At 50.9% G+C, this 13587-nt stretch carries 9 protein-coding genes; 2 read left to right on the forward strand and 7 right to left on the reverse strand.

All coding sequences use genetic code 11. The features are described from left to right. Positions 1-450 (forward strand): group II intron maturase-specific domain-containing protein (locus B5F34_RS04890; RefSeq protein WP_275532580.1); only part of this gene is annotated, 450 nt, incomplete at its 5' end. Between the two features lie 94 nt (positions 451-544). On the opposite strand, the gene B5F34_RS04895 is transcribed toward B5F34_RS04890, so the two are convergent. Genes B5F34_RS04895 through recR form a run of 3 tightly spaced genes read right to left on the reverse strand, consistent with a single transcriptional unit; the run spans position 545 to position 2195 of the window. Next, complete coding sequence (locus tag B5F34_RS04895; RefSeq protein WP_162609288.1) at positions 545-1084, reverse strand: GNAT family N-acetyltransferase; 540 nt, start codon at positions 1082-1084, stop codon at positions 545-547. A 3-nt stretch (positions 1085-1087) separates the two neighbouring features. Continuing rightward, the gene (locus tag B5F34_RS04900) at positions 1088-1543 is read right to left on the reverse strand and encodes a hypothetical protein (protein ID WP_087335678.1); all 456 of its coding nucleotides are present in this window, start codon (positions 1541-1543) and stop codon (positions 1088-1090) included. A gap of 34 nt (positions 1544-1577) precedes the next feature. Continuing rightward, on the reverse strand, positions 1578-2195 hold the full coding sequence (gene recR, locus B5F34_RS04905) for a recombination mediator RecR (protein ID WP_087335680.1): 618 nt from the start codon (positions 2193-2195) through the stop codon (positions 1578-1580). 414 nt (positions 2196-2609) lie between these two features. Between recR and B5F34_RS04910 the strand changes: the two genes are divergently transcribed. Continuing rightward, positions 2610-5012: a PQQ-binding-like beta-propeller repeat protein gene (locus tag B5F34_RS04910; protein ID WP_087335683.1), complete on the forward strand. Its 2403-nt coding sequence runs from the start codon at positions 2610-2612 to the stop codon at positions 5010-5012. A 107-nt stretch (positions 5013-5119) separates the two neighbouring features. Here the strand turns inward: B5F34_RS04910 and B5F34_RS04915 are convergent, their stop codons facing one another. The 4 genes from B5F34_RS04915 to B5F34_RS04930 form a co-directional block, all read right to left on the reverse strand. Further along, entirely contained in the window at positions 5120-5656 is a 537-nt protein-coding gene (locus B5F34_RS04915) for an N-acetyltransferase (protein WP_087335686.1), read from the reverse strand. Positions 5657-5892: 236 nt separating this feature from the next. Further along, positions 5893-9006 carry a glycoside hydrolase family 2 TIM barrel-domain containing protein gene (locus tag B5F34_RS04920; protein WP_087335688.1) on the reverse strand — a complete coding sequence of 1038 codons (3114 nt, stop codon included), beginning with the start codon at positions 9004-9006 and terminating at the stop codon, positions 5893-5895. Between the two features lie 125 nt (positions 9007-9131). Next, positions 9132-11951: an excinuclease ABC subunit UvrA gene (gene uvrA, locus B5F34_RS04925; protein ID WP_087335690.1), complete on the reverse strand. Its 2820-nt coding sequence runs from the start codon at positions 11949-11951 to the stop codon at positions 9132-9134. Between the two features lie 85 nt (positions 11952-12036). Next, a complete protein-coding gene (locus B5F34_RS04930; protein WP_087335691.1) occupies positions 12037-13551 on the reverse strand; it encodes a family 10 glycosylhydrolase in 1515 nt (504 codons plus the stop codon). Positions 13552-13587 lie beyond the last annotated feature (36 nt).

Genomic DNA, 13587 nt, shown 5'->3' on the forward strand with positions numbered 1-13587 from the left:
TCCTTTTATAACTCCAAAGGTAAATTTGAATTATGCGTGCATCCCCAATCCAAAGCCAAGCTGAAATCCCGTCTGAAAGCACTGACAGGTCGTAGCAACGGAATGGGTTATGAACGTAGAAAACAAAAACTTAATGAGTATATAAGAGGCTGGATAGGTTATTATCACCTTGCCAATATGAAGCGTCTTCTCTTGGAAACAGACGAATGGCTACGCCGTCGCATACGTATGTGTATATGGAAATCCTGGAAGAACCCTAAGACGAGAATATCAAACCTGATTCGCTGTGGAATCCCTAAAAGGAAAGCCCATGAATGGGGGTACACTCGTCTGGGTTACTGGCGTATTGCTGACAGTTGGATAACACACAGTTCTATGACTAACGAACGATTAAGAGTTGCCGGATATCCAACACTCTATGACGAGTATCTCAAATGGTATCCCAAATAAAGAACCGCCACGTGCGGAACCGCATGCGTGGTGGTGTGAGAGGTCGGGAAACGAAAGTAGGAAGAAAACTGCTTCGTTTTCCTCCTACTCGATTTTATTTCTGATGTGCCAGTCGCTGCATCAGCACCACGTCCTTAAACGTATTGCCCATGTGCCACCATTCCTTCAGCAGGCCGCATTCCACGAAACCACATGAGCGAAACAGGTGCAGGCTGGCTTCGTGGTCTGAAGGAATGCGGGCTACCAACTGGTGGAAAGACAGGAAACGGAAAGCATAATCGCAGAGCAACTCCAATGCTTCGCGGGCATATCCTTGGCGGCGATGCCCGTGGTGAATCAGGATACCCACTTCGCCGCGGGCATGACGGGGCGAGAAGTCGGAGATGTCTACCGTACCCACTACAAGGCCCGTTGCCCGTTCTACGGCCATCAGCCGGAGCTGACGGTCGGCATAGACATCGCACTGCGTGCTTTCGATATATTGGCGGAGGGCGAAGCGCGAATAAGGGGCCGTGAGGTCGGACACGTTCCAGCAGTCCGGGTCATTTTCGACGTCATACATGAAGTCCAGATCCTCCGGTTCCACCGCACGCAAGTCGAGATGCCGGCCTTGCAGAAATAGATGTTCCTTCATACCTTATTCCTCTTCTTTGTCAATGTTCAACTCTCTGCGCAGACGTTGTTCGCCCGGGACGCAAAACAGCGAAGCCACCAAGCCTATCAGGGCACACAGCAGGCAGTTGTTGCTCATCAGCAGATAATATCCGGCCATGCCGCAGGCAATCGGCAAGAAAAGCATTGCCAGTCGCCACACACTCCACCGTACATAAAGGCTTATTGCCTGTCCGATGCCAGTCTGAGCAATTTGTCTTGACAAAATGCGGGCAAAGAGCTTGAGAGACACGGGCACGTTGAGCACAGTGAGAAGTATCACTATGGTTTCTGCTCCATACGTCATCCGCACATTGCCAGCCAGAAGCCCCGTCCACGAAGCTCCGGCTTCTCCCCATATTACGACTGCTACAGGAACTGCCCAGAAGATGGCATAACATGCTTTCAGGATACGGACCGCACGTTTGATTTGTTCTTCCATGATAGAATATAGATATAAAATAATGAAACAATTTCTACAGACTTCCAGTAAAGGGGGTACGGTTCACGATGCTGCGTCCCAAAGTTACCTCATCGGCATACTCCAGTTCATCGCCCACGGCAATGCCCCTTGCAATGACAGATAGTTTTACACCCAGCGGCTCCAGCTTGCGATAGATGTAGAAGTTTGTGGTATCGCCTTCCATCGTGGTACTCAGCGCCAAGATGACTTCGTTTATTCCCCCTGCCTTGACACGTTCTACCAGACTTTCAATCTGCAAATCGCCCGGACCTATGCCGTCGATAGGCGAAATCACTCCACCCAGCACGTGATAAAGTCCGCGATACTGCTGGGTAGCCTCCACGGCCATCACGTCGCGGATATTTTCTACGACGCAGACGGTAGAAGCATCCCGCTGGGGATTGGAACAGATGCGGCACGTTTCCGTATCAGAAATGTTGTGGCATACTTTGCAAAACTTGGCTTCGTGTTTCAGCGTAACCACGGCACCGGCAAAAGCCTCTACTGCTTCCCGCTCTTGGCGGAGCAGATGAAGCACCAGGCGCATGGCTGTCTTGCGTCCTATGCCGGGCAATTTGGCAAACTCACTTACGGCCTTCTCCAATAATACCGATGGATATTGTTCGTTCATTTTCAATGTTTCTATGAAGGGACTTAAACTTTCTGTCCAATGGTTTGATTCTTAATATGCTGATAATCAGTTTGCTGATTCGTATATATAACGAGCTCGCTGCTTATCGCTTGGAAGTTGGCTGCTTATCGCTTGGCAACCTGCTCTGAAGGGGTTATCAGAGAAGCTGCTTGGTGTACGGTGCACCCGTGTTTCGCATAAAAAGTTTAAATCACTTCTATTTACAAGGCACAAAGATACGACAAAAATGTGAATATATGCAGTTCATCCTGGAAGTCGGCTTATCTGTTGTGCCACAAAGTCTGTGTTATGCGTAACATTCCGTAGGTCATGCTTGTGCATACTGAATATTATATCTAAATTTGTCGTCCGTTCAACAGCGATGAATGACCAACTTAACAGACATAAAATATTATGAGAAAAACTTATCTATTGCTACTGATGCTCGGCTGTACGCTGGCCGGGCACGCAACTTACCGAGGGAGGGTCTATGTAGACTCCAACCGGAACGGAGTGTATGACAAAGGAGAGAAAACTCTTCGCAACGTATGTGTATCAGACGGGCTTCATGTGGTTAAAACTGGAGCAGACGGCACCTATTCATTGCCCGGACACGAGCGCCAGCGCTTTGTGTTCATTACCACCCCTTCCGGTTACAGTGCGGAAGGAAAATATTATCTGCGGACCGAAGGGAATCAAGAAGGACAGACATACGACTTCGGCTTGCAGGAATGGAACAGGTGCATCGGAAAAGATGGAAGCCACCGTTTTGTTCACGTGGCCGATACGGAGATTTTCAACACGGTCAATCAGGAAGACTGGGCGAACGAACTGCGTGACTATGCTGCTAATGAGAAAGTGGCATTCATGGTGCATACCGGCGATATTTGCTATGAGAACGGGCTGATTAACCACATCCGGCTGATGAATACTTCCAACATGGGCTGTCCGGTTTTCTATGGCATAGGGAACCATGATTTGGTAAAAGGGAAATATGGAGAAGAATTGTTCGAAAGCATTTACGGTCCGGTATGTTACTCGTTTGATGTCGGTTCCACCCACTACATCATGACCCCGATGCTGGGCGGCGACTATCAGCCCAGTTATAAGGCACGCGATGTATTCCGCTGGGTAAAAAACGACCTGGAGCAACAGCCGGAAGGCAAGCCGGTGATTTTCTTCAATCACGACCTGATAAGCTACACCGACCAATTTGTATTTGATTTGGGTGACGGAGAAACACTCGATTTAAGTGCTTACAATGTGAAAGGATGGTTTTATGGACATTGGCACAGTCACTTTGTACGGCAGCAGGGGCGCATACGCACCGTATCGACTTCTACTCCCGACAAGGGTGGAATAGACCATGCTACTTCTGCCTTCCGGGTCGTAGACATTGACCGTCAAGGCAATATCGAAAGTCGCTTGCGATACACCTACATTCATCAATCCGTTGCTTTCGCCTCCATAGCTAACGATGTGTGCGTGCAAGACGAAACGGGCGATTTCCTGCTTTCCATCAATACATACCACACTGCAGCCCCTGCCAAGAGTGTTACTTGTTCATTTACTGACAATAACGGTGCTTCCTTGGCTCCTGTCAAATCTCTGGCTCCGCAAAGCGATTGGAACTGGCGGGCTCATTTCAGGCTTCCCGAAACCTGCCGGGGCAGACGCATCTTTGTAACTGCCACCGTCCGTTTCTCAGACGGAAGTATTGCTAAGGAGCGGACTTCATTTGTGTACGATTCGCCTCATAACGTCTTGCATGCCGATTGGGTAACCAACCTGAAAGCCAATCTTCTTTACACGCAACCGGTGGTGGCAGAAGGAAAAGTCTTTATTGCTTCACTGGATGAAGAGTTGAGAGGGGAAGCGGCTGTATTTGCTCTGGATGCAGAAACCGGCAAACAGTTGTGGCGTCATGAGGTACGTAATTCCATCAAAAACAACATAGCTTATGCCGAAGGTACGGTGCTTGCACAAGATGCGGAAGGTTACCTTTACGCTCTGGATGCCGGTACGGGTGCGGTGAAGTGGGAAAAGAAACTGGCCCTTGACGGATTGCCACTCGTGCTGGAAGGACTGACTGTCGACCGCGGGAAGGTCTATGCCGGTACCGGACACGGATTGGCTGTTTATGATATAGCCTCCGGCGAACAAATCTGGAGAAATGTAGGTTGGCAACGGAATCAGGCCGCTACTTGCCATCCTCTGGTGACTGAAGATGTATTGGTCATGGGTACTCAATGGAGCGGACTCTATGGGAATGATCTGAAAACGGGTGACTTGCGATGGAAACTGGAAGAACCTGATATTCGGGAAAGAGGAGCTACACCGGCTTATGTCGACGGGCTGCTTTACATGGCATCCGGTAATGCCTTCTTTGTAATAGAACCGTCTACAGGGCATATCATCCTGCGAAAGCCGCTGCCTTTCAGTGCCAATACGAATTCTACTCCGCTGTTAACCGACCGCCTGGTGATTTTCGGGACACAAGGCTGCGGACTGGTAGCTCTCGACCGTGAGACTTGGGAAGAAGTCTGGCGTGTGCAGACACGTCCGTCATTGATTTATACCTCGCCCTATTCGCGTCATCCGGTAGCTACTGTCGATTCATCACCCATCCTGGTGGGAGACATCGTTTACTTCGGTGCTTCGGACGGTATCTTGTATGGAGTAAACAGGCAAGACGGGCAGGTTGTCTGGAAGCACCGGACGGGAGCTCCTGTATTCTCCAGCCTTACCAATGTTGGAAATCGCTTGTTTGCTGCTGACTATTCCGGAAATGTCTACGCTTTTACATTGCCTGAATAAATCTAAGGTATAGTCGTTAAGAAAAAGTTGAGCCAATGGCAGAAAGACGAAGTGTTGTCGTCAGACTGCCATTGGCTCAACTTTTTCTCGTTATATATATTTCTCTGTTACTGATAGAATGCATCAGGATAGCTTACCATTCCCTGCACGCCGTCCAGCCCGTGTTCTTTCAGTGCTATGGCCATGCAACACGGGTCGGGAGCATCAAACGGAAATTGAATCCCGAACAATGACGCTTTCTGATAGCCAAATTTCGGATAATATTCCGGGTGGCCAAGAAGCACGGCTGCTCCATAACCCAATTCCGAAGCTTTGCTATGTGCTGCACGGATAAGCATCCCGCCTATGCCCTTGCCCTGAAATGCGGGTAATACGGCTAAAGGAGCGACTGCCAACACCGTGTGGCTGAGGCTTCCTGAGACGACTTTTGCTTCGGACAGCAGAATATATCCCGCTATCTTCTTATCGGCGGTTTCTGCTACCAGAGACAACTCAGGTATGAACGTATCCGATTGATGCAGCCGCTCCACCAGCTTGTGTTCGGTATGGTCGCTTTCCTCCATTTGCAAAAACGCGAGTCTCACTACCTCTTGTATCTGGTTAAAATCCTTTTCCTTTTCTTGCCTGATTATGATTTCATCCATATCATATTGGTCTTATAGGACAGGCAAAGAAGTGATTAGAACTTTTTGCCTGACAAATACTTTGGTTGGTATCTTTTTGATAATCAGTATTGTATTTCATATATGTAACGAGCTTGCTGCTTATCGCTTGGAAGTTGGCTGCCTATCGCTTAGTAATTTTTTGTGAAGGGCTTATCAACTAAGCCCTTCTATATACGGTGTACTAATGTGGCACTTAACAAGCTTCCATTTCTTGCTTACTCGCAGGACTCTGCATTCAATCCCAGTTGGTGTTGCACCGGCGTGAGTATGAATGTGAATGAATAATCCTGGTAAGGCAGACGATATTCGGGCAGCGGCCAGGCTCCCCAGCTGTTGACACATCCCAGTCCCATCTGTGCTTTGTCGATGCACACGTTGGTCAGGTCGGCCTGTTCTATTTCGTTGGAATGGCGTTGAATCTTGCGGGGGCCTTCGTCCAGCGATTCGATGGTATAGTGCAGGGCCGATGCCGAGAAGGGAGCTTCGGAAACGATTTCCAGCCCGTTACCTCCAATATTGAGCACCTGCCACCAGCGCAGGTCTGTCTTATTGCCGGTTTCCTGAGGACGTACGTAGGGGTAGAATTGACTTTCTACGCTTTGCCGGTAGACTCCCAAGAAGGTGTTATGGTTACGGTCGGCGTAGTTTTCTACCGGACCACGGCCATAGTATTCGATGGTTTCGAACGAGCGCGGCATCTGAAGCTGCATGCCGAAGCGGAACATATCGGAAACTTTGGCGTTCTTGTCGGCTTTCAATTGCTGGGTAACTTTGATGGCTCCCTGGTTGTTGATGACATAGGTCAGCGACAGTTTACCCGATACGGCAGGTATGTCATAAGTAGCTTCTACAATGGCCTGTCCGTTTTCTGAGTGTTGCTTCAGACCGGTCAGCTTCAGTTCGGGATTGAGCCATACGCGGAAGCGGTTTTGGAGGCCGGCTCCAAAATCATTGTCTGTGGGGGCACGCCAGAAGTTGGGTTTCAGCACGCTGCCTTCTTTCAGGTAGGATAGTCCTTTTGCTTCGTAGAGAGACAGGAAGCCGTTGTACTTGTTGAATTCGATGCGGAAATCTTCACCCGTGATGATGAGATAATGCGAGTCGTTGTCGCGCACTGTAGGCGGTACCGTCTCTTCATTGCTTCCGGCTTGGTTGGCGAAATCCAGAGAAGGCTGCTTGTAGGGGTTCAGCACCAGCTGGTCGCGTGCCACGGCAAAACCGGCCGGCAGGATGCCATCGTCGGATTTGAGCTTGTAGGACACGTTGAGCAGCCATTCGGCGCACTGGCATGTAGGACCGATTGGAAGCTGCATGGTAGCAGTCTGGTGGGGAGCCACTTGGAGGTCGTCTATGCGTCCGCTACGCATAACTTTTCCATTCTTCAGTACTTGCCATTCCAAGTAATAGGCAGAGAGGTCGCGGAAGAAGTTTTCGTTGTAGATATTTATCTTGCCTTGCTTCAGGTCGGCGGGTGTGGTCCAGATGTTTTGGTAGAAATAACGTACCTCGTAAGCGTGTGGATTAGGCACGCGGTCGGGGCTGACAAGGCCGTTATTGCAGAAGTTGATGTCGCTGGCATCGAAACGGTTGAAGTCGCCTCCGTAAGCGTAAATGAGCTTTCCGTTAGAACCTATCTTGTGGATACCTTGGTCGACGAAGTCCCAGATAAATCCTCCCTGGTATTTGGGATATTTGCGTACAAGGTCCCAATACTGTTTGAATCCTCCCATCGAATTGCCCATAGCGTGAGCGTATTCACATTGGATGAGGGGCTTGGTTTTCGAGTCGTCTTCACAATAGGCGGCACAGTCTTTGTAGTCGAGGTACATGGGGCAGTAGATGTCTGTCTTGCCGCTGTATCCTGCCTGCTCGAACTGTACGGCACGGCTGGGGTCTTCGGCCTTAATCCAGTCGTAAGCCTGCTCAAAGTTGGGACCGTAACCTGCTTCGTTGCCCAATGACCAGAAAATGATGGCGGGGTGGTTGAAGTTTCGTTGTACATTGCGTTGGTTACGTTCCAGATGCGCTTGGAGATAGTCTTCGCGTTTGGCCAGTGTCTCATCGCCGTAGCCCATTCCATGCGATTCGACATTCGCTTCGGCTACCATGTAAAGGCCGTACCGGTCGCATAGGTCATACCAGTAAGAGTCGTCGGGATAATGGCAGGTACGTACGGCATTGATGTTGAGTTGCTTCATTACCAGTACGTCTTGTAGCATCCGTTCGCGCGACACCACGTAGCCTCCGTCGGGGTCCATTTCGTGGCGGTCGGCTCCTTTGAAGAGAACGGGCTGGCCATTAACGAGTATCTGCGAGCCTTTCAGTTCTATTTTGCGGAATCCTACTTTGACAGGGATGATTTCGGTCGGTGCCAGTTCGCCAATTTGTGCGTATAAGGTATAGAGGTAAGGCGTCTCGGCTGTCCATTTGTGGGGAGCTTCGATGTTCATGGTTACGGTTTCGCCTTGTGTGGTGGCATGTGCCACTTCTTTTCCCTCTTCGTCTTTCAGTATCAGAGATGCCCGGGCTTTTCCTTTCAGTTGCACGTCTACGGTGAGTGTGGCATCTTTATAGTCAGCATCAAGGTCGGGTGTCACTCGTATGTCTTCAATGCGTCGTTTATCGCGGGCGTAGAGGTAGCAGTCGCGGCCTACGCCGGAGTAGCGGAAGAAGTCCTGGTCTTCCAGATAGGTACCATCGCACCAGCGGAATACCTGGAAGGCGATAAGGTTCTCCTGACCGGGACGGAGGTAGCGCGTCAGGTCGAATTCGGCCTCCAGTTTGCTGTCTTCGCTATAACCTACGAAACGTCCGTTGACCCACAGGTAGATGTTGGAGGTAACAGAGCCGAAGTGTGCGATGATGTCTTTGCCTTTCCACGAAGCCGGTACGGTGATGGTGCGGCGGTAGGTTCCTACGTGATTGTTTTCAACGGGTACTTGCGGCGGGTTGTTCTTGTATTGTTCACGCCAGGGGTAACCCACGTTCACGTAAATGGGGTCGCCATATCCGTTCAGCTCCCATACGCCGGGTACGGGCATTTCCGCCCATGCCTTGTCATTGTAGTCAGCACGCCAGAATCCGGTGGGGCGCGCGTCGGCATCTTTCACCCAGTTGAATTTCCACATGCCGTTGAGCGACATGTAATAGGCTGATTGGGTACGTTCGCCTTGCTGGGCCGCATCAGACGACTCGTAGGCAAAGTAATCTGTGTGCATTGGAGCACGATTGATGGCATTGACCTGCGGGTCTTGCCATTCGGTAAACGTCTGTGCGTTTGCCGCAAGGCCGAGCAGTGTGGCCAAGCCGAGGGTAAGATACTTTCTCATGGTTCTTTGTAAATTGATGGTTGATAATTTATATGTATGTTTATTATAGGTATTCTTATAAGTACCTTTGTGCAGCAGACAGCCAGTATCCCAGTGCGCATAACAGAATAATGACAATAGGCAGATTATCCAGTTTCTGCTGTTTCCAGTTTTTCTTTCAGGAATTGTCCGGTGTAACTGGCTGCGCAGGCCGCTACTTCTTCGGGAGTACCGGCTACTACAAGGTTTCCCCCACGGTCGCCTCCTTCTGGACCAAGGTCTATGACATAGTCCGCGCATTTGATAACGTCCATGTTATGTTCGATGATGACAATGCTGTGTCCACGCAGAATAAGTGCATTGAAAGCTTCGAGCAATTTGCGAATATCATGGAAGTGCAGTCCCGTGGTAGGTTCGTCGAAGATGAACATTGTGGGGTCTGCTTTCTCCAGGCTGAGGTAGTAAGCCAGCTTGACACGCTGATTTTCGCCTCCGGATAGTGTGGACGAGGACTGCCCCAGTTTGATATAACCCAAGCCGACATCTTGCAGAGGGCGGAGTTTTTTGGCTATCTTCTTCTGCCTGTGCTGGTCGAAGAACTCGATGGCCTGGTCGACAGTCATTTCCAGCACATCATAGATGCTGGCTTCGTGGAATTTCACTTCCAACACATCCTGCTTGAAGCGTTTGCCGTGGCATGATTCACACTCCAACACTAAGTCGGCCATGAACTGCATTTCTACGGTGATAGTGCCTTCGCCCTTGCACTCCTCACATCTTCCACCTTCGCTGTTGAAACTGAAAGTGCCTGCCGTGTAGCCCATTTGTTTGGAGAGAGGTTGGTCGGCGTAGAGCTTGCGGATGTCATCGTACACCTTGAGGTAAGTCACAGGGTTACTGCGTGAGGACTTGCCGATGGGGTTCTGGTCGATGAATTCCACGTTGCGCAGGTCGTTCAGGGAGCCGTCGATGGATATGAATTCGCCGGGCCGCTCGCTGCATTCGTCCAGTTCACGTTTTAGGGCACGGTAGAGTATGTTGCGTACCAAAGTCGATTTGCCCGAGCCACTCACTCCTGTCACTACAGTCATTACATTCAGAGGGAAACGCACGTCCACGCCTTTGAGGTTGTTCTCGCGGGCACCCTTTATTTCGATATAGTTATTCCAGGGGCGTCGTTGGGCAGGAATGGGAATGGTTTCTTCGCCCTGTAGGTAACGTACAGTATAGCTTTGAGTCGTTGCGGTGAGTTTATCTTCCTTATCCTTATTGGCAGTTAATATATCCTTCATATCTCCCTGATACACTACTTCGCCTCCCAGGCGTCCGGCTTTGGGACCGATGTCGATGATGTAGTCGGCTGCGCGGATGATTTCTTCGTCATGTTCCACCACTACCACTGTATTGCCCAGGCCCTGGAGTTGGCGCAGTACGCGGATGAGCTTGTCTGTATCCCGACTGTGCAGACCGATGCTCGGTTCGTCCAGTATGTACAAACTTCCCACCAGACTGCTTCCGAGTGAGGTAGCTAAGTTGATGCGCTGGCTTTCGCCGCCAGACAGAGAGTTGCTCAGGCGGTTCAGTGTCAGATACCCCAGTCCTACATCAATGAGGAAACGGATGCGGCTTTTGATTTCAGCGACGATGCGGGTAGCTACTTGCGTATCGTGTTCGTTCAGCTTCAGTTGGTCGAAGAATGTTTTCAGTTCCGTGATGGGCAAGTCCACCAGTTGCGAGATATTCCTTCCTCCCACGTGCACATAGCTTGCCTGTGGTTTGAGCCGAGTGCCGTGGCAAGCGGGGCAGGTAGTCTTCCCCCGGTAGCGGGCCAGCATGACGCGGTATTGTATTTTGTATTGGTTCTCTTGCAGCATCTTGAAGAAGGCGTTGATGCCTTCGAAGTAAGGAGTGCCCTCCCAAAGCATCCGCCGTTGTTCGTCAGTCAGTTCGTAGTAAGGGGTAAAGATAGGCAAGCCTGCTTTTTCTGCCCCGCGGATGACCATATCACGCCACTGCCCCATCTTTTCGCCCCGCCAGCACACCACAGCCCCGTCATAGACCGACAATGCGCGGTTGGGGACAACCAGATGTTCGTCTATGCCCACCACTCGACCGAATCCTTCACACACGGGGCAGGCACCGATGGGGGAGTTAAAAGAGAACATCTGGTCGGTGGGTTCCTCGAAGGTTATTCCATCTGCTTCGAACTTGGTGCTGAACCGATAGAGACTGGTGCTACCGTCTGCCTGGTAGAAACGCAGGAGACATGCCCCGTCGCCTTCGTACATGGCAGTCTCGGCAGAATCAGTCAGCCGGCTCATGGCATCTTTATCGTGTGAAGCTGTGGCCCGGTCGATGAGCAGGAATACGGTGTCACCTTCTTGGGGCACATATTCTTCGATGCGTGTCATCTGGCCGTTCACTTCCAGGCGGGTGAATCCTTCCTTCTGGTAGATGTCGAGTTGCTGTGCCAAGGTGCGACCTTCGCGCAGGAGGATGGGAGAGAGTACGGTGTAGCGCGTACCGTCGGGATGTTCCAGCATACAGTTCACGATGTCTTCGGGCCTGTGTTTCTTTACCTCTCGTCCGCTGACAGGGCTGAACGTATGTCCCACGCGGGCAAATAGCAGGCGCAGGTATTCATAAATCTCCGTCGAGGTACCTACGGTAGAGCGCGGGTTGCGACTGTTTACCTTCTGCTCAATGGCGATGGCAGGCGGTATTCCCTTGATGTAGTCGCACTCCGGTTTGCTCATGCGTCCCAGGAATTGGCGGGCATAGCTGCTGAGGCTTTCTACGTACCGTCGTTGCCCTTCGGCATAAAGCGTGTCGAAAGCCAGCGATGATTTGCCCGAACCGCTGAGACCTGTGATGACCACCAGCTTGTTGCGGGGTATCTTCACATCAATATTCTTCAGGTTGTTGACGCGGGCACCCTTTATGAGTATATAATCTTGTTCTGGCATAAATGATAAATTATCGGGATGACTCTTCAAGTACAAATGATGCGGTTCTGTATCCTTAGTTTTTCCTTGCAAAATGAATACCCGTTTACAGTTTTACTTTCTTTGTCACCGATTTCGATTCGTTCCACATTCGGTCGAGTGCCGTCACCACATAACGGTACTTGGTCGTACCGTCTGTGTAAGGCAGCTTGTAGAAAGGAATAGGAGTGATGGCCACGATGTGGCTGGGATCATCCAGGTTTATATCTTCCTTGTCGTCAAACCGATAGACTACGTAGCGCATGGCCCGTTGCATCTCGTGGCGGTACTTCGGCTCCGTCCAGCAGAGGATGTATCCGTCTTCCATCCAAACAGGTTTCAGCTTGCGTACTTTCTTGGGAGCTTCATCGTCTATGAAATCGAATACGGGAATAAGCGATGGGTACTTGTGATACTCCTGAATCAGCGCGTCGCGGTAACGTCCTTTATTCTCTTCCAATGCGGCTGCATACCACTGGCAACTACCTCCGATGGACTGATAGCTGCGTTGCAAAGCCATTTTCTTTGGAAGCTGGTTGATGTTGGGATTGTTTGGGTCGGCATGAGCGATGGTGTTGTCGATGCTCTGTCCGATGAACAGAGGCCTGTTCTCCGAATGTAAGGCCCACCATTTCACCAGCGTTTCGTAGTCGGCCCGCGGATGCCCTATCTCCCAATAGATTTGCGGGATGTTGTAGTCAATCCATCCTTCGCGTGCCCAAAGCAATACATCAGCATACAGGTCGTCGTAGTTCTGCAGTCCCTTGGTGCGGCTACCCAGCGGGTCGCTGCTCTGATTGCGGTAGATACCGAAGGGTGATACCCCGAATTTCACCCAAGGCTTGGCTTCGCGGATGGTGTAATGCAGTTCGCGGATGAGCAGGTTCACGTTATGTCGTCGCCAGTCGGCTTTGTTCTTGAAATCCTGTCCGTAGCGGGCGTATGAGGCGTTGTCAGGGAAGTCCTGTCCGCTGATAGGGTAAGGGTAGAAGTAATCGTCTATATGAATACCATCTACATCGTAGCGCGTCACGATGTCCGCCACCACCAGGCAGATGTGCCGTCGGCTTTGGGGCAGGCCGGGGTCGAAGAACACCTGGTTGCCATAGGTCAGAAACCATTCCGGATGCAGGTTATACACATGTTCCGGCGCCAATTGGTTCTTGAGCGACGTTTTCACGCGGTAGGGATTCACCCAGGCATGCAGTTCCATGCCGCGGCGGTGGCATTCGTCAATCATAAATTGCAGCGGGTCCCATCGGGGTGAGGGTGCCACGCCCTGTGAGCCTGTCAGATACCGGCTCCAAGGTTCTAAGCGCGATTCATAGAGTGCATCGGCTTCGGGACGTACCTGGAAGATGACTGCATTGATGCCCGCTTCCTGCAGGGAGTTGAGCTGACGTACGAGCGTGCGTTTCATCTGTTCGGTCGGCATTCCTTTGAATTGGCCGTTGACAGTTTGAATCCAGACAGCGCGAAATTCGCGCTTGGGATACCGTGACGCGTCTACCGTAGTTTGCGCCGAGGTGACCGTGGCCAGCAGGAGACACAAGGCGGTGATGAGTAGTTGTCTGATGTGCATAACCTTTTTGCTTTTTTCTGAGAATGAATTTCCTGC

The sequence above is a fragment of the Mediterranea sp. An20 genome (genome assembly GCF_002160055.1).
Lineage (GTDB): Bacteria > Bacteroidota > Bacteroidia > Bacteroidales > Bacteroidaceae > Bacteroides > Bacteroides avicola.

Excerpts from the sequence above, each read along its gene's own strand:
- B5F34_RS04895 (WP_162609288.1), bottom strand. The coding sequence starts at position 1,084 with ATGAAGGAACATCTATTTCTGCAAGGCCGGCATCTCGACTTGCGTGCG.
- B5F34_RS04900 (WP_087335678.1), bottom strand. The coding sequence starts at position 1,543 with ATGGAAGAACAAATCAAACGTGCGGTCCGTATCCTGAAAGCATGTTAT.
- recR (WP_087335680.1), bottom strand. The coding sequence starts at position 2,195 with ATGAACGAACAATATCCATCGGTATTATTGGAGAAGGCCGTAAGTGAG.
- B5F34_RS04910 (WP_087335683.1), top strand. The coding sequence starts at position 2,610 with ATGAGAAAAACTTATCTATTGCTACTGATGCTCGGCTGTACGCTGGCC.
- B5F34_RS04915 (WP_087335686.1), bottom strand. The coding sequence starts at position 5,656 with ATGGATGAAATCATAATCAGGCAAGAAAAGGAAAAGGATTTTAACCAG.
- B5F34_RS04920 (WP_087335688.1), bottom strand. The coding sequence starts at position 9,006 with ATGAGAAAGTATCTTACCCTCGGCTTGGCCACACTGCTCGGCCTTGCG.
- uvrA (WP_087335690.1), bottom strand. The coding sequence starts at position 11,951 with ATGCCAGAACAAGATTATATACTCATAAAGGGTGCCCGCGTCAACAAC.
- B5F34_RS04930 (WP_087335691.1), bottom strand. The coding sequence starts at position 13,551 with ATGCACATCAGACAACTACTCATCACCGCCTTGTGTCTCCTGCTGGCC.